The 20,125-nt window shown below is 61.6% G+C and carries 19 protein-coding genes; 8 read left to right on the top strand and 11 right to left on the bottom strand.

Features of this window, described 5'->3' with window-relative positions; translation table 11 throughout:
• Positions 1-102: 102 nt before the first annotated feature.
• Positions 103-1,737, bottom strand: coding sequence for a methyl-accepting chemotaxis protein (locus AB4N98_RS00140; protein WP_017528989.1), 1,635 nt, complete (start codon positions 1,735-1,737; stop codon positions 103-105).
• A gap of 230 nt (positions 1,738-1,967) precedes the next feature.
• On the opposite strand from AB4N98_RS00140, the gene AB4N98_RS00135 reads away from it, so the two are divergent.
• On the top strand, positions 1,968-2,798 hold the full coding sequence (locus AB4N98_RS00135) for an undecaprenyl-diphosphate phosphatase (protein WP_017528990.1): 831 nt from the start codon (positions 1,968-1,970) through the stop codon (positions 2,796-2,798).
• Positions 2,795-3,178, top strand: a complete 384-nt coding sequence (locus AB4N98_RS00130) for a DUF1294 domain-containing protein (RefSeq protein ID WP_017528991.1) — start codon at positions 2,795-2,797, stop codon at positions 3,176-3,178. Before AB4N98_RS00135 ends, AB4N98_RS00130 begins: the two co-directional genes overlap by 4 nt.
• Here AB4N98_RS00130 and AB4N98_RS00125 read toward each other — a convergent pair.
• A complete protein-coding gene (locus AB4N98_RS00125; protein WP_017528992.1) occupies positions 3,167-3,523 on the bottom strand; it encodes an MmcQ/YjbR family DNA-binding protein in 357 nt (118 codons plus the stop codon). The genes AB4N98_RS00130 and AB4N98_RS00125 overlap by 12 nt on opposite strands.
• Positions 3,520-4,428, bottom strand: a complete 909-nt coding sequence (locus tag AB4N98_RS00120; RefSeq protein WP_017528993.1) for a LysR substrate-binding domain-containing protein — start codon at positions 4,426-4,428, stop codon at positions 3,520-3,522. The genes AB4N98_RS00125 and AB4N98_RS00120 overlap by 4 nt, the downstream gene beginning before the upstream one ends.
• Positions 4,429-4,553: 125 nt before the next feature.
• Between AB4N98_RS00120 and AB4N98_RS00115 the strand changes: the two genes are divergently transcribed.
• Both AB4N98_RS00115 and AB4N98_RS00110 read left to right on the top strand, forming a co-directional pair.
• Positions 4,554-5,165: an FMN-dependent NADH-azoreductase gene (locus AB4N98_RS00115; protein WP_017528994.1), complete on the top strand. Its 612-nt coding sequence runs from the start codon at positions 4,554-4,556 to the stop codon at positions 5,163-5,165.
• 211 nt (positions 5,166-5,376) lie between these two features.
• Complete coding sequence (locus tag AB4N98_RS00110; protein ID WP_017528995.1) at positions 5,377-6,414, top strand: alpha/beta hydrolase family protein; 1,038 nt, start codon at positions 5,377-5,379, stop codon at positions 6,412-6,414.
• On the opposite strand, the gene AB4N98_RS00105 is transcribed toward AB4N98_RS00110, so the two are convergent.
• The 4 genes from AB4N98_RS00105 to AB4N98_RS00090 all read right to left on the bottom strand — a co-directional run bounded on the left by AB4N98_RS00105 (position 6,408) and on the right by AB4N98_RS00090 (position 11,213).
• A complete protein-coding gene (locus AB4N98_RS00105) occupies positions 6,408-7,583 on the bottom strand; it encodes an MFS transporter (protein ID WP_017528996.1) in 1,176 nt (391 codons plus the stop codon). The two genes, AB4N98_RS00110 and AB4N98_RS00105, sit on opposite strands and share 7 nt — an antisense overlap.
• Positions 7,584-7,719: 136 nt before the next feature.
• The gene (locus tag AB4N98_RS00100; RefSeq protein ID WP_026067350.1) at positions 7,720-9,306 is read right to left on the bottom strand and encodes an ABC-F family ATPase; all 1,587 of its coding nucleotides are present in this window, start codon (positions 9,304-9,306) and stop codon (positions 7,720-7,722) included.
• A gap of 142 nt (positions 9,307-9,448) precedes the next feature.
• On the bottom strand, positions 9,449-10,687 hold the full coding sequence (locus tag AB4N98_RS00095) for an MFS transporter (protein WP_017528998.1): 1,239 nt from the start codon (positions 10,685-10,687) through the stop codon (positions 9,449-9,451).
• Positions 10,688-10,808: 121 nt separating this feature from the next.
• Positions 10,809-11,213 (bottom strand): TIGR03067 domain-containing protein, encoded by a 405-nt coding sequence (locus AB4N98_RS00090; RefSeq protein ID WP_017528999.1) that lies wholly within the window; start codon positions 11,211-11,213, stop codon positions 10,809-10,811.
• 330 nt (positions 11,214-11,543) lie between these two features.
• On the opposite strand from AB4N98_RS00090, the gene lpxO reads away from it, so the two are divergent.
• Positions 11,544-12,443, top strand: a complete 900-nt coding sequence (gene lpxO, locus AB4N98_RS00085) for a lipid A hydroxylase LpxO (protein ID WP_017529000.1) — start codon at positions 11,544-11,546, stop codon at positions 12,441-12,443.
• Between the two features lie 19 nt (positions 12,444-12,462).
• Here the strand turns inward: lpxO and ligD are convergent, their stop codons facing one another.
• Positions 12,463-14,961, bottom strand: a complete 2,499-nt coding sequence (ligD, locus tag AB4N98_RS00080; protein ID WP_135196301.1) for a DNA ligase D — start codon at positions 14,959-14,961, stop codon at positions 12,463-12,465.
• A 24-nt stretch (positions 14,962-14,985) separates the two neighbouring features.
• Positions 14,986-15,825 carry a non-homologous end joining protein Ku gene (ku, locus tag AB4N98_RS00075; RefSeq protein ID WP_065876883.1) on the bottom strand — a complete coding sequence of 280 codons (840 nt, stop codon included), beginning with the start codon at positions 15,823-15,825 and terminating at the stop codon, positions 14,986-14,988.
• Between the two features lie 187 nt (positions 15,826-16,012).
• Between ku and AB4N98_RS00070 the strand changes: the two genes are divergently transcribed.
• Together AB4N98_RS00070 and AB4N98_RS00065 are read left to right on the top strand one after the other, a co-directional pair.
• A complete protein-coding gene (locus AB4N98_RS00070; RefSeq protein WP_017529003.1) occupies positions 16,013-16,327 on the top strand; it encodes a hypothetical protein in 315 nt (104 codons plus the stop codon).
• Between the two features lie 10 nt (positions 16,328-16,337).
• On the top strand, positions 16,338-17,486 hold the full coding sequence (locus tag AB4N98_RS00065; protein WP_017529004.1) for a PQQ-dependent sugar dehydrogenase: 1,149 nt from the start codon (positions 16,338-16,340) through the stop codon (positions 17,484-17,486).
• Between the two features lie 72 nt (positions 17,487-17,558).
• On the opposite strand, the gene AB4N98_RS00060 is transcribed toward AB4N98_RS00065, so the two are convergent.
• Together AB4N98_RS00060 and AB4N98_RS00055 are read right to left on the bottom strand one after the other, a co-directional pair.
• Positions 17,559-18,038 (bottom strand): nuclear transport factor 2 family protein, encoded by a 480-nt coding sequence (locus AB4N98_RS00060; RefSeq protein ID WP_017529005.1) that lies wholly within the window; start codon positions 18,036-18,038, stop codon positions 17,559-17,561.
• A 40-nt stretch (positions 18,039-18,078) separates the two neighbouring features.
• A complete protein-coding gene (locus AB4N98_RS00055) occupies positions 18,079-18,642 on the bottom strand; it encodes a TetR/AcrR family transcriptional regulator (protein ID WP_065876885.1) in 564 nt (187 codons plus the stop codon).
• Positions 18,643-18,766: 124 nt separating this feature from the next.
• On the opposite strand from AB4N98_RS00055, the gene pssA reads away from it, so the two are divergent.
• Positions 18,767-20,110: a CDP-diacylglycerol--serine O-phosphatidyltransferase gene (gene pssA / locus AB4N98_RS00050; protein WP_460060278.1), complete on the top strand. Its 1,344-nt coding sequence runs from the start codon at positions 18,767-18,769 to the stop codon at positions 20,108-20,110.
• The last annotated feature ends 15 nt before the right edge of the window (positions 20,111-20,125 follow it).

Genomic DNA, 20,125 nt, shown 5'->3' with positions numbered 1-20,125 from the left:
GGGAGTGGGAGAGGGTGGTGATTGTAACCAGAGGTAAGCAATCTTCAAAACACTGAAGGGCAAATGTGGGAGCAAGCCCCCTCCCACATCTTGATATGTACGTCAGACCTTGAATTGGCGGAGCAGGCCGTCGAGTTGGTCGCTCAAACCGCGCAACTGGGTACTGGCCAGGCTCGACTGCTCTGCGGCTATCGCCGTGCTGTGAGACAAGCCCGCAGCCTCGGTAACGTTCTGGTTGATGTCTTCCACCACGTGCGCTTGTTGCAGGGTAGCGCTGGCAATCGAGGCGTTCAGGCCGTTGAGGTTGCGCAGGGCCTGGCCGATGGCCGTGAGGCTGGCGCCGGCCTGGCCTGCTTGCTCGATGGTGAGTTGCGAGGCGCTGTGGCTGTCGCTGATCACCTTGACCGCCGCTTCCGAGTGGCCTTGCAGGCGCTCGATCATCACCTGGATTTCGGCGGTGGATTTTTGCGTGCGCTGGGCAAGCAGGCGCACTTCGTCGGCCACCACGGCGAACCCGCGACCTTGCTCGCCGGCACGTGCCGCTTCGATGGCGGCGTTCAGGGCCAGCAGGTTGGTTTGGTCGGCGATGGAGCGGATCACTTCCAGCACGCCACCGATCTGTGTGCTTTCGCTGGACAGGGTGCGGATCACTTCAACGGCCTGGCTGATGGTATGGGACAGCTGATCGATCTGCTGCAGGCTGCCGTCGATATTGACCTGGCCTTGTTGGGCCTGTGCTTCGGCTTCGCGCATTTCGCTGGCGGCATGTTCGGCGTTCTTGGCCACGTCCTGCACGCCGTAGGTGACTTCATTGATGGCGGTGGCCACCAGTTCCATCTGCTGCGACTGCTGTTGGCTGCGGTCATGGGCCTGGCTGGCGTTATTGCCCATCTCCGTGGACGATTGCCCAAGGGCGTTGGCGCACGACTGCAACTGGCTCACCACCTGGCGCAGCTTCGCGGTAAAGCTGTTGAAGTGCTGGGACAGTTGGGTGACTTCGTCGCGGCCGTGGGTGTCGAGGCTGCGGGTCAGATCGCTTTCGCCGCTGGCAATATTGCCCATGGCGTTCACTGCGGCCTGCAACGGTTGCACGATGCTGCGGGCAATCAACGCCACCAGCAAACCCATCAGCAGCGCGATGCCCAGCACAATGAACGAGGCTTTCCACACTTGGGCGCTGAACTCGGCTTGCACATCGTCCACGTATACGCCGGAGCCGATGATCCAGCCCCAGGGTTCAAACAGTTGGATATACGAGGTCTTGGCCACCGGCGCTTCGGAGCCGGGCTTGGGCCAGCGGTAGTTGACGATGCCGGCGCCCTTGGCCTTGGCCAGGCTGACGAACTCGTTGAAGATCGCAAAGCCGTCCGGATCGCGGATAGCCGAAAGGTTCTGGCCGTCGAGCTTGGGGTTGGTCGGGTGCATGATCATCACGGGCGTGAGGTCGTTGATCCAGAAATAATCATCATGGCTATAACGCAACCCACGTACTGCGCTCAGGGCTTGTTTTTGCGCGGCTTCGCGGGTCATCACGCCGGTGGTTTCGAGGCTGTGATAAAACGTCAGTATCCCGCTGGCGGTCTGGACCACGTGCTGGGTCTGTTGGCTTTTGGCCTGGTAAAGATCGTCATGAATCTGCTTGAGCATCAGCAAACCCAAGGCCAGCAGCATCAGCACGGCGACTATCAGGATCAGCCAAAGGCGGCGGCTGATCGACATATTGCGCAAACTGTTCATCGTCCTGTCACTCCGGGCTTTTTATAATTGTGGGCGTCGCATCGACTTTTACGCCTTGTCTGATAGGCTTTCGGCCTGAAGTCGCAAAACCTGAGTACTGTCTGATTTTTCACGAAATTTTGCAGGCCGGCATTGATCGCCATCAACGCCGGGCCTTTCGCGCGCTCGGTCAGTGAACCATTAAAAAAGATTGATAAGGCATGCCACCGCGCATGACCTTTGGGGGAAGCATGGATTTTTGGACCGCCATTCAGGCATTGATTCTTGGCGTAGTAGAGGGGCTTACAGAGTTCCTGCCGATTTCCAGCACCGGTCACCAGATCATCGTCGCCGATTTGCTCGACTTCGGCGGCGAACGCGCGATGGCGTTCAATATCATCATCCAGCTCGGCGCCATCCTGGCGGTGGTCTGGGAGTTCCGTCGCAAGATTCTGGATGTGGTCACCGGCTTGCCCACCCAGCGCAACGCCCAGCGTTTCACACTCAACCTGTTGATCGCGTTTTTGCCCGCCGTGGTGCTGGGCGTGATTTTCGCCGACCTGATCCACCATTACCTGTTCAACCCGATCACCGTGGCCACGGCGCTGGTGGTGGGCGGCATCATCATGTTGTGGGCCGAGCGCCGCGAGCATGAGGTGCACGCCGAGAGTGTCGACGACATCACCTGGAAAGACGCACTCAAGGTCGGCTTCGCCCAGTGCCTGGCGATGATCCCGGGTACGTCCCGCTCCGGCTCCACCATCATTGGCGGCCTGTTGTTCGGCCTGTCGCGCAAGACCGCCACCGAGTTCTCATTCTTCCTGGCCATGCCCACCATGGTCGGTGCGGCGGTGTACTCGGGCTATAAGTACCGCGACCTGTTCCAACCGGCGGACCTGCCGGTGTTCGCCATCGGTTTTGTGACCTCGTTCATCTTTGCGATGATCGCGGTCAAGGGGCTGCTCAAGTTCATCGCCAGCCATAGCTATGCGGCGTTTGCCTGGTACCGCATCGGGTTTGGCCTGTTGATCCTGGCGACCTGGCAGTTCGGCTGGATCGACTGGGCAGCGGCCAAGGCATGAGCATCCAGCATCCGCGCTTGAAGGCGGCGATCTTTGCGCTGTTGTGCGCGGCGCCGCTGCTGGGCTCGATAGGGGTGTGGCGGCGCGGTGAAACCGTGATCCCGCTGGCGGCCTACGGTCTGGTCAGTGTGGTCGCGTTTTTGCTGTACTGGAGCGATAAGCGCAAGGCGCGCACCGACAGTTGGCGCACCCCGGAAAACATCCTGCATGCGGTGGAACTGGCAGGCGGTTGGCCAGGCGCGTTGATTGCCCAGCAGGTGTTGCGCCACAAGACGCGCAAAGTGTCTTACCAGGTGCTGTTCTGGGTGATCGTGCTGCTGCATCAAGTATTCTGGCTGGACCAGTTGTTCCTGGGCGGCAGCTGGCTGTCAGTCCTCTAGCAGCAAGCCGATCTGCGTGCGCTTGGGCAGTTTGCTCACCACCAGTTGGTGGGAACGCCGCAACAAGCCGCGCAGCTCCTCGGCGCCGAGCGGGTAGGGCGTGTTCATGATCACCCACTGCGCACGCGCCAGGTACGGCGCGGGGTGGATGCCGGGGCGGTCCACGTGGCCCAGGAACAACGCTTTATCGACCTTGAACGCCAGCGAGTCGCCGCGCAGGTTCTGTAACGCGAACATCTTGTTGCCGGCAATTGAAAACACCCGCACGCCACCCCATTTGTAGTCCTCCCGCGCGCCGGGCAGGCTCAGGCAGAACGTGGCGACGTGTTCTTCGGTCATCTTCATAGCAGGCGGTCTCCGCAGCTTTTAAAGCCTTCTTCCAGATAATCGATCCAAGCGCGAATGGCCGGCAGTACGCCACGTCGATGGGGGTACACCGCCTGTAGCCAGCCGCCGGGCAACGACCATTCGGGCAGCAGTTGCACCAAGCGACCGCTGGCCAGCTCTTCCTCGCAATACATCATCGGCAGCACGGTAAAGCCCAGGCCCATGATCGCGCTGGCCTTGCGTACGTTGAAGTCATCCACGCCCAACCGCGCTTCCATCACCAGGTCGTGCGGGTTGCCCCGAGGGTCGAGCATACGCTGGTGCACCATGCGGTCGGCCTCCAATGCGCCAAGTATCGGCAAGTGCTTGAGGTCATCGAGGGTGCTGACCTGGCGGCCGTTTAGAAAGTTGGGGCTGGCAACCAGCACGGTCTGGGCCGGACGCAGGCGCTTGGTGACCAACAGCGGGTCCTCGTCGCCCAATTCGCGCACGCGCAGGGCCACGTCGATGCCTTCGGCCACCAGGTCGACACGGCGATTGACCAGGGTCATTTCCAATTGCACCTGGGGGTGGGCGGCGAGGAACCCGGCAACCACGTCGGGCATCATGTTTTGTGCCAAGCCCACCGGGCAAGTGACTCGCAACCGCCCGCGCGGCTCGCTGGACATACTCGCCACGGCCTCATCGGCCATCTCGGCTTCCAGCAGCATTGCCTGGCAGTGACGCAGGTAGCGCTCGCCAACGGCGGTCAGGGTCAACTGCCGGGTAGTGCGTTGCAGCAGGCGCGCGCCCAGGCGTTCTTCCAGCTCGGCAATGCGCCGCGACAGCCGTGACTTGGGAATGCCCAACAGCCGACCGGCGGCCGCGAAACCGCCGGCTTCGACAACTTTGGCGAAATAGTAGAGGTCGTTAAGGTCTTGCATGGCGGAGCCTATTGTCCTGTCAGTGGGACAAACTATCGCATTTCAGACGGCTTATCGAACATTGGTTTCATACGTAGTATCACCACCATCTGATCGCCACCGTCGATCCCATTCGGAGACCTACCATGAAACTGTTGCACATCGATTCCAGCATCCTCGGCGACAACTCGGCTTCCCGTCAGCTCAGCGCCGGCGTTGTCAAAGCCTGGCAGGCGGCCGAACCGGGTGTGGAAGTGACTTACCGCGACCTGGCCGACGACGCTATCAACCACTTTTCCGGCGCCACCCTGGGTGCATTGGGCACCGCCGCCGAGCTGCGCGATGCCGCGCAAAAGCACGAAGCCGAGCTGAGTGCCTCGTCGTTGGCGCAATTTCTTGCCGCCGACGCCATCGTGGTGGGCGCGCCGATGTACAACTTCACCATCCCGACTCAGCTCAAAGCCTGGATCGACCGCATCGCCGTGGCCGGCCAGACCTTCCACTACACCGAAGCCGGCCCGGAAGGCCTGTGCGGCAACAAAAAAGTCATCATCGTGTCTACCTCCGGTGGCATGCATGCCGGTCAAGCCACCGGTGCGGCCCACGAGGGCTACCTGAAACTGCTGTTCGGCTTCCTTGGCATCACCGATATCGAAATCGTGCGTGCCGAAGGCCTGGCCTACGGTGATGAAGTGCGCAGCAAGTCCATGAGCGACGCCAACGTACTGATCAACGAACAATTGTTCGCCGCCGCGTAAGGCTTGTGTAAATTTCGCTGTCCCCCGGTTTCAATCTGAAACCGGGCGCCTAAACTCTGTATTCTGCTCGCCTGAACGCGACCGGAGTGCGGAGTTTTTTCGTTTGCCCGCGGTCTTTTTTAATGTGGCCCAGGTTGTGCAAGCATGGGTTCGACACCCTGGGCTTTTCATTCGACATGTCGGTTCTCACGCAGCAAAGGTGGACATCCCCATGATGCGTCTTTGTGCTGTTATGGTTCTTTCCCTGCTCGGCAGCCTGATTTCAGTGCACGCCGCGCCCGCGCCGCACCCTCATTGGAGTGTGGGCTTTCATCGCATGACGTTTCTCGACCCGCTGGATTTGCAGCCAATGAAGGCCGTCGCGTTCTATCCCTCCACCGACACCGAGCACAGCACGCAGGTGGGCGCCTATCACGTCGCCGCCACGGAAGACTCCAAGATCGCCATCGGCCGTTTCCCGATGCTGATGCTGTCCCATGGCAACACCGGCACGCCACTGGCGTTGCATGACCTGGCCACCTCGCTGGCGCGCAAAGGGTTTGTGGTGGTGGCGGTGCTGCACCCCGGCGACAACTATAAAGATCACAGCCGCCTGGGGACGCTGAGCAACCTATATGGGCGGCCGATCCAGATTTCCGAAGCCATCACCGCGACCCTGGCGGACCCGATGCTGTCCCCCTTCGTTGACGTCGACCAAGTGGGCGTTATCGGCTATTCCGCCGGCGGCGAGACGGCATTGATCCTGGCGGGTGCCAAGCCGGATTTCGATCGCCTGCGCCGCTATTGCCAGGAGCGCCCCGAAGACCGTGATGCCTGTACCACCAAAGGCGAGCTGGTGGTCGACCGGGATGACTTGCAGCCGCAGTCCGACCCACGTATCCACGCGCTGATGTTGATGGCACCCCTGAGCCTGATGTTTGGTCGGCACACCCTGGCCGACGTGCATGTGCCGGTGCTGCTCTACAGCGGTGACGGTGACAAGCTGGTGGCCGTGGACAAAAACGCTGCGGCCCTGGCGCGCAAACTGCCGCAGCCGCCGGATTTCAAACTGCTGGCCGGGGCAGGGCACTTCGTGTTCATGGCTCCGTGCGACAGCGACCAACTGGCGGCAATGCCGGCCATCTGCACGGATGCCGACGGCGTCGACCGCGAAGGCATTCACCGCGACCTTATTTCCGAGGCCGGACGCTTTTTCGCCCACACCCTCAGCGAACCTACCCGCGCCGGCCTGCAAACGGCTGATCAGTAAGCGCGCCGCTGAAGCAGCAAGGTCAAGCCCAATGCCGTGACCGACAGCAGCGCGGCGCAGAAGAAAATCCAGCCATAGCCAAGGTTCAGCGCTACAAAGCCCATCAACGGCCCAGCAATCGCCAGGGCCAGGTCGAAGAACACCGCGTAGGCGCTCAACCCGGCGCCACGGCTGCTGTTGGGCACCTGCTTGATGGCTTCCACGCCCAGCGCCGGGTACACCAGCGATAAACCGAAGCCGGTCAGCCCGGCACCGATCAACGCTACGCCGGTGGTAGGGGCCAGCCAGAGCAGCGTGAGGCCCAGGGTTTCGATGACCATGCAGGCAATCGCCGCGCGAAAGCCGCCAAAACGGCTGATCGCCGAGATAAACACCAGCCGCGACAGAATAAAGCACACGCCAAACACCGTGAGGCAGTACGCCGCGCCGGTCCAGCCGCGATTGAGGTAATACAACGTGATAAAGGTGGTGAGGGTGCCGTAGCCGATGGACGCCAGGCACAAGCTGGCGCCAAACGGGGCGATACGCCCGAACACCGCCCAGAACGGCAGGCGTTCGCCGCGCACCACCGGCACCGATGGCTTGTTGCGGATCAGCACCAGGCCCAACGCCGCCAACACGGTGAGTGCCAGCCCCAGGCTGTTGTAGCCGTACTCGGCGACCATCACCACGCCCAGCGGCGCACCAATGGCGATGGCGCCATAAGAGGCGATGCCGTTCCAGGAGATCGAACGCGCCGTATGCTCCGCGCCAACCTGGCCCATGCACCAACTGATGGTGCCCACGCCGATTAACCCTTGGGCCACGCCCAGCAACAGCCGGGCGACGATCAGAATGCCCAGGCTCAAGCCGGGAATGCCGTGCAGCAGCGTCGCGAAAAATGTCAGCACGCCACTGATCAGGATGCCGGCCAGTCCCAGCACAATCGCACGCTTGGTGCCGACGTTGTCCGACATCCGCCCGGCCATCGGGCGGCTGAGCAGGGTGGCCAGGTACTGCGAGCCGATAGTCAGCCCCGCTACCACCGCGCTGAAACCCAGTTGCTCATGTACATAGCCAGGGATCACCGCAATCGGCAGGCCGATGCAGATAAAGGCGATAAAGGTGTAGAAGACGATGGAGACGATCTGCAGGGTGATCGACAGGGAGGAGGGGGCGGCGTTGGGCATGGACATTCGTTCGCTGGCGGGCGGTAAGGGCCATGATGGCATAACCCGACTCTGACGCCACCGCAATATCAATGTGGGAGGGGCTTGCCCCTCCCACATGTGGGTCCTGCGTTGTGCTTGCCGCTGAGCGTTGTACTTAGAACACCACGCCCTGGCTGCGCAGGTAATCGTCATAGGTGCCGCTGAAGTCGATCACGCCATCGGCGCTCAGCTCGATGATGCGGGTGGCCAGGGACGACACGAACTCACGGTCGTGGCTGACGAAGATCAGCGTGCCCGGGTAGTTCTCCAACGCCAGGTTCAGTGCTTCGATGGACTCCATGTCCAAGTGGTTGGTCGGTTCGTCCATGATCAGCACGTTCGGCTTTTGCAGGATCAGCTTGCCGAACAACATGCGGCCTTGCTCACCACCGGAGATCACCTTGACCGACTTGAGGATCTCGTCGTTGGAGAACAGCATGCGGCCCAGCGTGCCACGGATCATTTGTTCGCCCTGGGTCCACTGGCCCATCCAGTCGAACAGGCTCATGTCGTCTTCGAAGTCGTGGGCGTGGTCCTGGGCGTAGTAGCCCAGCTCCGCGGCGTCGGTCCACTTGATGCTGCCCGCGTCCGGGGTCAGTTCGTTGACCAGGGTGCGCAGCAGGGTGGTCTTGCCGATACCGTTCGGGCCGATGATCGCCACGCGCTCGCCGGCTTCAACCTGGAAGCTGAAATCCTTGAACAGCGGCTTGCCGTCGAAACCTTTGGCCATCTTTTCGACCATGACCGCCTGGCGGTGCAGCTTTTTGTTCTGCTCGAAACGGATGAACGGGCTCACACGGCTCGACGGCTTGACTTCGGCCAGCTGGATCTTGTCGATCGCCTTGGCACGGGAAGTCGCCTGCTTGGCTTTCGAGGCGTTGGCCGAGAAGCGGCTGACGAACGATTGCAGCTCGGAGATCTGCGCCTTTTTCTTGGCGTTGTCCGACAGCAGTTGCTCGCGCGACTGGGTCGCCACGGTCATGTATTCGTCGTAGTTGCCCGGAAACAGGCGCAACTCGCCGTAGTCCAGGTCAGCCATGTGGGTGCACACGCTGTTCAGGAAGTGACGGTCGTGAGAGATGATGATCATCAGGCTGGAGCGCTGGGTCAGGATGTTTTCCAGCCAGCGGATGGTGTTGATGTCCAAGTGGTTGGTCGGTTCGTCGAGCAACAGCACTTCAGGGTCGGAAAACAGCGCCTGGGCCAGCAATACGCGCAGCTTCCAGCCAGGCGACACTTCGCTCATCGGGCCGAAGTGTTGTTCCAGGGGAATACCCAGGCCCAGCAGCAGCTCACCGGCGCGGGATTCGGCGGTGTAGCCGTCCATTTCGGCGAACTCGGTTTCCAGCTCGGCCACGGCCATGCCGTCGTCTTCGCTCATTTCGGGCAGCGAGTAGATACGGTCACGCTCGGCCTTGACCTTCCACAGCTCCTCGTGGCCCATGATCACGGTGTCGAGCACGGTGAATTCTTCGTAGGCGAACTGGTCCTGGCGCAGTTTACCCAAGCGCACGTTCGGCTCGAGCATGACCTGGCCACCGGACGGATCAAGGTCGCCACCGAGGATTTTCATGAAGGTCGACTTGCCGCAACCGTTGGCACCGATCAAACCATAACGGTTACCGGCGCCGAACTTGACCGAGACATTCTCGAAGAGCGGCTTGGCGCCGAACTGCATGGTGATGTTAGCTGTGGAGATCAATTACTTTACCTATCAATGGGTTGCGAGCATGGCGGCAAGCGCCGTCAGGCAGGCATCAACAGCGACATCAAGGCGCGAAACCCGGTCGCTGAGCAAAAAATGGGGGATGTGTGTTGGAATTTGGCGCGCATTGTCGCATATGTCAGGCGACAGTTGTATGGCACGCGAAAGATGGTTTTGCCAAGGTTTCCGGCATCGCCAGCCACAATAGCGCCAATGCCACGGCTGCTACGCCGGCCAGGGTCAGGAACGCCGCGTTGTAGCCCGCCTGTTGCACCACGAAACCGGCCAGGCTGTTGCTCAACGCCGCGCCCAGGCCAAACACCGTCGACAGGGCACCCAGGCTGACGTTGAAGCGTCCGGTGCCTTGAGTCAGGTCCTTGACGATCACCGGGAACAGCGCGCCGAAGATTCCCGCGCCCACGCCGTCGAGCAACTGCACCGCCACCAGCCAGTAGGGATCACCCGACAAGGTGTACAGCACGCCGCGCAATGGCAGGATCAAGAAACCGGCGAGCAGCAGCGGCTTGCGCCCCCACACATCGGCCTTGACCCCCACCAGCCAGGCCACCGGCACCATCACCAATTGCGCGGCGACGATGCATGCCGAGGTCAGGGGCGTGGCCATCTGCAGGTTGATCTGCGACAGCTTCTGGCTGACCAGCGGCAGCATCGCAGCATTGGCCAGGTGAAACAGCGCGCAGCAAATGGCGAACAGCAGCAGCGGGCGGTTGGCCAGCAACACCTCAAGGCCCGAGGGTTGCTCGTGGTCGGTGTGATGGGCCGGGTCGAAGCCGCGCGCGACGTCATGATCGATTGCCCTGGCCGACACGCAACTGACTGCGATAACGCTGGCCACCGCCATAAAGGCCATCAGGTAAAACACCACCACGGGACCGAACAGATAAGCCAGGCCGCCGGCCAATAGCGCGGCCACCGCATTACCGGCGTGGTTGAAGGTTTCGTTGCGTCCGGTACGACGGGTAAACGCGCGCGGCCCGGTAATGCCCAGGGAAATCGCCGAGATTGCCGGCGCGAACACCGAGGCGGCGACGGCACTGGCGGCCTGGGTCAACGCGACCCATCCGAATGAACTGACAAACGGCAGCATCAGGCAACTGGCCGTCACCAGCAGCGCCGCCACGGCGATCACCGCGCGCTTGCTGCGGGTACGATCGATCAGCGCGCCTGCCGGGCCCTGGGTGATCAAGGCCGCGATACCGGCGAGCGTCATGACCACACCGATGCTGGCCGGGTCCCATTGGTGCACCGCCAGCAGGTAAATTGCCAGGTAGGGGCCAAGGCCGTCACGCACATCCGCCAGGAAGAAATTCAGGCTGTCCAGGGACAAGGTATTACGCAGGTCGGAGCGATGGGCCACGGCGAGATCTTCCGAAGCGCGTTCAACGGCTGAACACGGATTGCTTTAATGACTTGTAAGGCTGCGGATTAGTTTCGCGCGCGGCCCAGTGTTTTCAATCCCGGGCCGTCGGGCTTCTTTTCTAGGCGCCACGGTTATGCGGGGCACGCCGTATGAACGTACGCATGGTTTGGCCGGGGCCCGTGCTGAATACCTGCGGTCTGGGCTGGTGCTCGTCCGCTGCAATAAACACAAACTCGTCCTGCTCCAGGCGATAACTGGCGGGCAGGTATTTGCCGGCGTCATCCCCGATGGCGTCTACCCAGGTAATGCTCTTGGGCGTGGTGGTGCTGTCGAGCAAAAAACGGCCCTTGAGCAACACCGCGCCGTCGACTGTTCGGACTTCGAAGCGGTCACCCGAAATAGTGGTAATTGCCCCAGGGGCGCTGTGGGCGTCGGCGGGGTTGAGCACGCCGCTGTCTTCGAGGCGCGTTTGCTCCCAGGTACCTTGCAGGGCTTGAAAATCGGGGTCTGAAAGGGATGACATGCAACTTCCTTTTTGCTGAAGGGCTAAGCGACGGCGGTAGCCGGTTGCCGCGTACTGAACCGGCTGAAGTGTAACCGGGCGTAGAAAAATGTCTGCTTTTTTGCGCGCGGCGGCTTGGCCGACTTGACTGGCCAATAGACAGCTTTTCACAATTCTTGATTAACTTTTGGTTACAATCTGTGGCTAAATAACTACCACTGGTCACGAACCGGCGCCCTCCAACCGCTTCGTGATGACGGTTTGAATTGTGATTTCAGGTGCTGCATCCATCCCCGGCCGTCGTGGGCACGCGGGAGCAGCCTGTTCTCTTCTGACGTGTGACGAAATCCCTTGAAACTCATCATTGTTGCTCTCTATGTTGCCTCCATTGCGTATGTTCATCTGCGCGGCCGGGTGCGACACAAGCTGGGCCGCCAGCTCAGTGATCATTCGACCTTCCTGGCGCCGGTCAATTGCTTGCTTTATCTCTTCTCCAAGCTGCCCAGCCGACCTTACCTGTCGCCCAGTGACTTCCCCGACCTGAGCCCGTTGCAGGAACACTGGGAAGAGATCCGCCAGGAAGGCCAGGACCTGATGCGCGCCGGGGCGATCAAGCGCTCCGAGCAATATAACGACGTGGGCTTCAACTCGTTTTTCAAATCGGGTTGGAAGCGTTTCTATCTCAAGTGGTACGGCGACAGCCACCCATCGGCGATGAAGCTGTGCCCGCGTACCACGCAGTTGGTGCAGAGCATCGGTTCGATCAAGGCGGCGATGTTCGCCGAGTTGCCGCCGGGCTCCAAGCTGGTGCGTCATCGCGACCCCTATGCGGGTTCCTACCGTTATCACTTGGGCCTGGACACGCCGAATGATCCGGGCTGCTACATCAATGTGGACGGCGAAAACTACTACTGGCGCGACGGCGAGCCGGTGATGTTCGACGAGACCTATATCCATTTCGCCGAGAACACCACGCAGCACAACCGCATCATTTTGTTCTGCGATATCGAACGCCCGATGAAGTACCGCTGGGCTGCCGCGTTCAATCGCTGGTTCAGCCGCACGGTGATGGCTGCCGCGGGCTCCCCCAACGATGATGGCGACAAGACCGGCGGGCTTAACCGCGCCTTCACCCGGCTGTACAAAATTCGCTTGCGCGGCAAAGAGCTGAAAAAGCGCAACCGCATGCGCTACTACCTGGAGAAGTGGGCGATCTTCGCGGCATTGGCGCTGGTTTTTATCCTGATCTGAGACCTGGCCGGGGCGCCCTTTACTGCGGGGGGCGGGCGCCCAGCTTGTCCCACATTTTTTTGCTGATCTTCTGCCGGTTGGCATACCCCGCCCAGGGATCGTCTTTCAACGCCTGCAAGCGCTGCTGCAGGTTGGCCACCGTCCACTGTTGGGCGCCGCGCACGTGCTCCAACTCCTCGCGACTGACCGGCACCGACACTGGCAGCCCCGGCCGCGCACGCACGGAATAGGCGGCCACGGTGCTGGCGCCGCGAGCATTGCGCAGGTAGTCGATAAAGATCTTGCCCACCCGGTTTTTCGGCCCCGAAGTGGCGGTAAAGCGCTCGGGCAGTTGTTGCGCCATGAACTGGGCAATGGCTTTGGCGAAGGCCTTTATCGTGTCCCAGCCATCACGCCGCGCCAGTGGCACCACCAGGTGCAGGCCTTTGCCGCCGCTGGTTTTGACGAACGCATCAAGCCCCAGCTCGTCGAGCACCGACAAGCTCAGTCGCGCCGCTTCCAGCATGGTTTTCCAGGGCAGGGCGGGGTCCGGGTCGAGGTCGAGTACAAACAGGTCCGGCGTTTCGATTTTGTCCGTGGTGGCGCCCCATGTATGCAACTCGACGGTGCCCATTTGCACGGCGCCCACCAGCGCTTGGGCATTGTCGATCTGCATCAGCCGCGCATGGCCTGGATCCAGCGCAGGGTCCAGCTGGGTGATATTGGGAATCGCCAGGCGTTCGGCGTGCTTCTGAAAGAACTGCTCGCCCTCGATGCCCTCCGGCGCCCTTAACAACGACACCGGTCGATTGCGCAGAAAGGGCAGGATCCACTCACTGATGCTGTCGTAAAACTGCGCCAGCTGCTGTTTTTGCGTGCCGCTTTGCCGGTCGATCACGCGCTCGGGGTGGGTGATCTTCACCCCGCTGGTGGCCTTTTTGGCGGGCTGCGCCTTGAGCGATTTGGCCGTGCGCGGCTGTTCATGCACGATCTGCGCGGCGGGTTTGTCGCTGCGCAGCGCCACGAAAGCGGCCTGCCGCACCACGCCCTCGCGGGTCCATTCGGCGAACTGCACCTCGCCCACCAGGCTCGGTTCTACCCAATGCACTCCGCGCGCCTGGGCGCTGGTCAAGGGTTTTTGCAGCGGCGAAGACGTACGCTCCAATGGCTTGAGTTGCGCGTGGATACTGGCCAGCGACGCCTGGTCGAAACCGGTGCCCACCCGGCCGGCATAGACCAGCCCGGCATCGTCATTGACCGCCAGCAGCAGGGCGCCAAAACCGCTGCGCGAACCCTGGGGGCGGGTGTAACCGACGATCACAAACTCCTGGCGCAAGCGGCATTTGAGTTTGATCCAGTCAGCGTTGCGGCTGGACACATAGGGGCTGCCCCGACGTTTGCCGATCACGCCTTCCAGGGCGAGGTCACAGGCGCTTTCAAAAATATCCTGATGATGGGCGGTGAACGCTTCGGAAAACCGCAGCAGCTTGCTCTTGCTGCCCGCCAGCGCCGACTTGAGTGCCGCGCGGCGTTCTTCTACGGGTTTGTGGCGCATGTCTTGCCCCGCGAGGAACGGCGCGTCAAACACGTAATAAACGATGTCCAGGCTGCGGCCGATGTCGAAGGCATTTTGCAGCGCCTGGAAATCCGGCAACCCCTCGCCGTTGAGGCTGACCACTTCGCCATCGAGCCAACTGTCCTTGAGCTTGAGCGCCTGCAGCGCCTTGGCCTGGCGCGGCAAGCGGTCAGTCCAGTCATGGCCGTTGCGGGTGAACAGGCGCACTTCGCCATCGCGTATGCGCGTCAGCATGCGATAACCGTCGAACTTGATTTCATACAGCCAGTCGCCTTCCGGTGCGCGGTCCACCAGGGTCGCCAACTGCGGCGTGAAGTGTTCGGGGAGGTCGGCCGCGGCCTTTTGCGCTGTTGCCCGGCGCTTGGGCTTGGGCTTGGGTTTGTCGACCTTGGATGTGCCGACCGAGGCATCGCTGAGCACGCTTTTCGGTTCGGCCTCTACGATGTCGTAGTCGGCGGCGGGGCGTGCCTGTGTGTCTTTTTCCTTGATCAGCAGCCATTGTTGCTTGTCGCCGCTGGCCCTTAAGCGGGTGCGTACCAAGGCCCAGTCCCCCGAGAGTTTTTCGCCGACCAGGGTAAATTTGAGCTTGCCGGCGGCGTAGGCCTTGTGCGGATCGTCATGGGGTTGCCAGACGCCACGGTCCCAGACGATCACATCGCCGGCGCCATACTGGCCGGCCGGGATGCTCCCTTCGAACGCGCCATAGCTCAGCGGGTGATCCTCCACATGCACGGCCAGGCGTTTCTGGCTGGGGTCCAGGCTGGGGCCCTTGGGCACCGCCCAGCTCTTGAGCACACCGTCAAGTTCCAGGCGAAAGTCATAGTGCAGGTTGCGCGCATCGTGTTTCTGGATCACGAACGACAGCGCCGACGCCTTGCGCTTGCCGGCGGGCGCGCTGCCGGAGGGTTCGGCGGTGATGTTGAAATCACGCTTGCGGTTGTATTCACTCAGAGGCTTTGCCATGGCTTTCTCCAACGTACGGCGGGCTCAGGAGGCCTTCTTGGTGGACTTTTTCGCGGCCGTTTTTTTCGCCGCCGGCTTACCCGCCAGGCTGCGCTTGAGCAGCTCGGTGAGGTCAACCACATCGGCCGACTTGCGTTCTTCGCCGGCCTCCTGGGATTCCACGTCTTCGATCTTGCCGGCCTTAGCCTTCCTCGCCACCAGGGCCATGATTTTTTCCTGGAAGGTGTCGCGGTATTCGTCAGGCTGCCAGTCGGCGCTCATGTCTTCCACCAGGCGCTTGGCCATGTCGAGTTCGCCTTTGGCCAGGCTCGGCTGGGTGACGTCGCTGCCCAGTTCCAGTTGGTCCAGGCTGCGCACTTCGGCGGGCCAGCGCAGCATCACCAGCACCATGGCGGACTCCAGGGGCATCACGGCCGCCAAGTGCTGTTTGGTGTGCAGTACCACGTTGGCCAGCGCGACCTTGCGGGTTTTCTTGAGGGTTTCGCGCAGCAACGCATAGACCTTGCCGCCACGTTTATCCGGGGCCAGAAAGTACGGGGTGTCGATGTTCGGCAAGGGGATCTGGTCGCTGGCGACGAAGGCGATGATTTCGATGGTCTGGGTGGACTTGGGGTGCGCCGAGCGAATCTCCTCTTCGCTGAGTACCACATAGCGGCCTTTCTCAAACGCCACGCCCTTGACGATGTTCTCCTTGGTCACCTCTTTGCCGGTGGTTTTGTTGATGCGCTTGTAGCCCACCGGGTCCATGCTGCGCTTGTCCAGCCAGTCAAAGTCCACGCCCTGGGCGGATGTGGCCGAGACCAGTGACACGGGGATATGAACCAAGCCGAAGCTGATGGCGCCTTTCCAGATTGCCCGTGGCATAAGTACGATTCCTTTATAAGAAGCCTGTGTGTTCTGGTGACTTGAACGCGGTGGGAAAAGTTTCGCCGGACGGATATGCGGACAGATCGTGTTACATCTGATGAGGAAGTATTTAGTTACCAAAGCCGAACCCCAGGCGTAGCGTGGCATCGAAAGCACGTACTCCGCGTCCCAGAGAGGCTTTGTCATGAACACCTGTGTACGCCATGTCGCCGCGTTATTGCTGGGCCTGAGCCTGGGGCCGTTCGCCCAGGCGCAAAACCTGCCCGGCAACAACAACCCGAATAACGGCCCGATCCACCGGGCCAACCCCAACAGCATGCAGGGCACCCAGCCCAGTGCGCCGGCGGTTCGGGGTATTCAGACCGGGCCGACCACGCGCCCGCCCACCCTGGAAAACCGCGGCATCGGCAACCGCTATCCCCAGCGCGAAGCCGCCCCCAGCCGCCCGGCCACCGAGACCAAAGCCCCCACTTATGATGCCAACGGCAATCGCCGGTAAGGATTCCTCTATGTTGCTACGCAAAACCCTGTCAGCCGCCTTGTGCGCAATGATCCTGACGCCTGTTTATGCGGCCGATATCCAGCAGTTCCCCAGTGAGCAAGGCAGTATCACGGTAACTCCGATCGCCAAAGGCCTGGACCACCCCTGGGCGGTGGCCTTCCTGCCGGACCGGCAGGGCTTTCTGGTTACCGAACGGCCAGGGCACCTGCGGTTTGTCGGCCCCGACGGCAAACTCTCCGCCCCGTTGAGTGGCGTGCCTGACGTCTGGGCCAAGGGGCAGGGTGGTTTGCTTGATGTGGTGCTGTCGCCGGACTTCAAGCAGGACCGCACGGTGTATTTGTCTTATGCCGAAGGCGGCGGCAAAGGCGGGACGGCCGGCACCGCCGTGGGCCGTGGACGCCTGGCGGCCGACCTCAGCGGCTTGGTGGATTTCAAGGTGATCCTGCGCCAGGAGCCGAAGCTCTCCACCGGCAACCACTTCGGTGGGCGCCTGGCGTTTGATCGCGATGGCTACCTGTTCGTGACCCTGGGAGAAAACAACGAACGGCCTACCGCCCAGGACCTGGACAAGCTGCAAGGCAAGGTCGTGCGGATTTTCCCGGATGGTCGCGTGCCGGATGACAACCCTTTTGTCGGCCAGCCGGGCGTGCGCCCCGAAATCTGGTCCTACGGCCAGCGCAACCCGCAGGGTTTGGCGCTGAACCCCTGGAGCGGCACGATTTGGGAAAACGAACATGGCCCACGGGGTGGCGATGAGGTGAATATCATCGAACGTGGCAAAAACTACGGCTGGCCGCTGGCCACCCACGGCATCAACTACTCCCTGGCGCCGATTCCCGAAGCCAAGGGCAAGACCGCCGAAGGCACCGTGGCGCCGCACCATGTGTGGGAGAAGTCGCCGGCCATCAGTGGCATGGCGTTCTATGACGGTGACCGCTTCAAGGCGTGGCAGCACAACCTGTTTATCGGCGCGCTGGCCAGCCAGGAACTGATTCGCTTGCAGTTCGAGGGTGACAAAGTGGTGCATGAGGAACGCTTGCTAGGCGGCTTGAAGGCACGTATTCGCGACGTGCGGCAGGGGCCTGACGGGTTTCTGTACGTGCTCACCGACGAGGATGACGGCGCGCTGTATCGGGTGGGGTTGAACCAGGACTAGCCACCACAGGCAAGGGGGCCGGCTCCCGATGACAGCAGGGCAGCTATCGGGAGCAAGCCCCTTCCCACAGGTTTACAGGCCCAGGTCGGACAGCCCCGGATGTTCGTCCGGGCGCCGGCCCAACGGCCAGTGGAACCTGCGTTCGCTTTCCTTGATCGGCCTATCGTTGATGCAGGCAAAGCGGTGGGCCATCAGGCCGTTCTCGTCGAACTCCCAGTTCTCATTGCCATACGAACGAAACCAGTTGCCCGAGTCGTCGTGCCATTCATAGGCATAGCGCACGGCGATGCGGTTATCGGTGAAGGCCCATAGCTCCTTGATCAGCCGATAGTCCAACTCCTTGGCCCACTTGCGCGTGAGAAACGCCTTGGCTTCTTCGCGGCTGGAGACGAATTCGGCGCGGTTACGCCATTGCGTGTCCGGGGTGTAGGCCAGGGATACCCGTTGCGGGTCCCGGGAGTTCCAGCCGTCTTCGGCCAGGCGGACTTTTTCGATGGCCGATTCACGGGTGAACGGCGGCAGCGGCGGGCGTGTTTGTGGGGTGGCTGACATTTGACGGCTCCTGTTAAAACGAAGTTGCGCAGCGGTGTATTCATAGCCCCAATAAGGTTCGCGCCATGCATTGCGCGTTATCGGCGGCGGTTGAGTCGCCCATCACCAGGGCAACGGTAATGGCGCCATCGATCAGGATCAGCAGTTGCGCGGCCTGCCGTTCGGGCTCGGGGGTGCCATGGACTTGACACAGTTCGAGCGCGTACTCGAACAGTTTCTGTTTATGGGCCTTGGCCAGCAGGCGGACCGGGTCGTGCGGGTCGCCGGTTTCACCGCTGGTATTGATAAAGGCGCAGCCGCGAAAGTCCGCTGAGGCAAACCAGGTTTTCAGCGCGCCGAACAGCGCCAGCAAGCGCTCGCCGCTGTCGTCGACGCGTTCCACTTCGCCACGTAGCCAATCCATCCAGCGCTGATCGCGACGTTGCAGGGCGGCCATCACCAACTCGTCTTTATTGGCGAAGTAGCGGTAGATACTTTTGCGCGACACACCGGCGGTTTTCACCAGAAAGTCCATGCCAGTGGCGGCGATGCCATGGCGATAGAGCAGTTTTTCGGTGACGTCGAGGATGATGTCGCGCGTTTCATTACGGGTCATGTCGTTCATGCTTGTGACAGTAGAACGATCGTTCTTCTTGGTCAATCGGCTTTTTCCATGTCAGGCAGCGAGACCTGAGCACACCCATGGTGTAAGCTCGGGGCCTCTTCGGATTCGACCCATTGCGAGCCTTATGCCGTCGTTCTTCAAACGCTCCCTGTTGCCCAAACTACGTGGTTTTGCCCTCACGCCAGACACCCTTGAAGTGCTGTCCGGTGCTGACGCGTATCGTCGTCGCCTGCTGGAGCTCATCCCCCAGGCCACCCGCCGCATCTACATCGTTGCGCTGTATTTGCAGCACGACGAAGCGGGGCAGGAAATCTACGACGCGTTGCACGCCGCCAAGGCCGCGCGCCCGGAAATGGACATCGTGGTGGTGGTGGACTGGCTGCGCGCCCAGCGCGGGCTGATCGGTGCCGGCAAACAGCCGGGCAACAGCGCCTGGTACCAGGCCATGACCCAACGCCACGCCAGCGAAGTGCCGGTGTATGGGGTGCCGGTGCAAACCCGCGAACTGTTCGGGGTGCTGCACCTCAAGGGTTTTGTGATCGACGACAGCGTGCTTTACAGCGGCGCCAGCCTGAATAATGTGTACCTGCACAAGTTCGACAAATACCGCTTCGACCGGTACCACCTGATCCACAGCAAACCCTTGGCCGACTCGATGCAACACCTGGTGGAACACGGCCTGGTGGCGTCCAAGGCCGTGCACCGCCTGGACCTGCCGAACCCGCCGACTACCCGCAGCCTGCGCAACGACATCGGCGACCTGCGCAGCCGTCTCAAACACGCGGCCTATGACACCACGGCGGGGCAGTTGCCCAACGGCCAGCTGTCGGTCAGCCCGCTGCTCGGCGTGGGCAAGAACAACCCGCTGAGCCGGGTGATCCTGGAGCTGATTGCCGGCGCCCAGCATCAACTGACCATCTGCACACCGTACTTCAACCTGCCGCTGCCGGTGACCCGCGAGATCAACCGCGCCCTGGCGCGTGGCGTGAAGATCGACATCATCGTGGGCGACAAGACCGCCAACGACTTCTACATCCCACCCAGCGAGCCGTTCAAGGTCATCGCGGCCTTGCCTTACCTGTACGAAATCAGCCTGCGTCGCTTCGCCAAGCGCCATCAGCCGATGATCGACAAAGGCCAGCTCAACCTGCACCTGTGGCGCGACGGCGATAACACCTACCACCTCAAGGGCATGTGGGTCGATGAGCGCTACACCTTGCTGACCGGCAACAACCTCAACCCGCGTGCGTTCCGCCTCGACCTGGAAAACGCCTTGTTGATCGATGACCCGCAAGGGCAGTGGCTGGCGCCGCGCCGAAGTGAGCTGGGGCAGATTTTCCAGCACACCACGCGTATCGAGCGCTACCAGCAACTGGAGACGCTGCCGGATTACCCGGAGGCGGTCGGCAAATTCCTACGGCGTGTCAGCCGGGTGCGGATTGAACGTTTGCTCTATCGCATCTTGTAAGCCTGGGTCTATCGC

It is taken from the genome of Pseudomonas sp. S3_E10 (assembly GCF_054667615.1).
The sequence above is the reverse complement of the archived record's forward strand: the minus strand, read 5'-3'. Positions and strand labels throughout refer to the sequence as shown.

Bases quoted from the DNA above. Each gene is read 5' to 3' on its own strand.
- AB4N98_RS00140 (WP_017528989.1), bottom strand. From the start codon at position 1,737: ATGAACAGTTTGCGCAATATGTCGATCAGCCGCCGCCTTTGGCTGATC.
- AB4N98_RS00135 (WP_017528990.1), top strand. From the start codon at position 1,968: ATGGATTTTTGGACCGCCATTCAGGCATTGATTCTTGGCGTAGTAGAG.
- AB4N98_RS00130 (WP_017528991.1), top strand. From the start codon at position 2,795: ATGAGCATCCAGCATCCGCGCTTGAAGGCGGCGATCTTTGCGCTGTTG.
- AB4N98_RS00125 (WP_017528992.1), bottom strand. From the start codon at position 3,523: ATGAAGATGACCGAAGAACACGTCGCCACGTTCTGCCTGAGCCTGCCC.
- AB4N98_RS00120 (WP_017528993.1), bottom strand. From the start codon at position 4,428: ATGCAAGACCTTAACGACCTCTACTATTTCGCCAAAGTTGTCGAAGCC.
- AB4N98_RS00115 (WP_017528994.1), top strand. From the start codon at position 4,554: ATGAAACTGTTGCACATCGATTCCAGCATCCTCGGCGACAACTCGGCT.
- AB4N98_RS00110 (WP_017528995.1), top strand. From the start codon at position 5,377: ATGATGCGTCTTTGTGCTGTTATGGTTCTTTCCCTGCTCGGCAGCCTG.
- AB4N98_RS00105 (WP_017528996.1), bottom strand. From the start codon at position 7,583: ATGCCCAACGCCGCCCCCTCCTCCCTGTCGATCACCCTGCAGATCGTC.
- AB4N98_RS00090 (WP_017528999.1), bottom strand. From the start codon at position 11,213: ATGTCATCCCTTTCAGACCCCGATTTTCAAGCCCTGCAAGGTACCTGG.
- ligD (WP_135196301.1), bottom strand. From the start codon at position 14,961: ATGGCAAAGCCTCTGAGTGAATACAACCGCAAGCGTGATTTCAACATC.
- ku (WP_065876883.1), bottom strand. From the start codon at position 15,825: ATGCCACGGGCAATCTGGAAAGGCGCCATCAGCTTCGGCTTGGTTCAT.
- AB4N98_RS00070 (WP_017529003.1), top strand. From the start codon at position 16,013: ATGAACACCTGTGTACGCCATGTCGCCGCGTTATTGCTGGGCCTGAGC.
- AB4N98_RS00065 (WP_017529004.1), top strand. From the start codon at position 16,338: ATGTTGCTACGCAAAACCCTGTCAGCCGCCTTGTGCGCAATGATCCTG.
- AB4N98_RS00060 (WP_017529005.1), bottom strand. From the start codon at position 18,038: ATGTCAGCCACCCCACAAACACGCCCGCCGCTGCCGCCGTTCACCCGT.
- AB4N98_RS00055 (WP_065876885.1), bottom strand. From the start codon at position 18,642: ATGAACGACATGACCCGTAATGAAACGCGCGACATCATCCTCGACGTC.
- pssA (WP_460060278.1), top strand. From the start codon at position 18,767: ATGCCGTCGTTCTTCAAACGCTCCCTGTTGCCCAAACTACGTGGTTTT.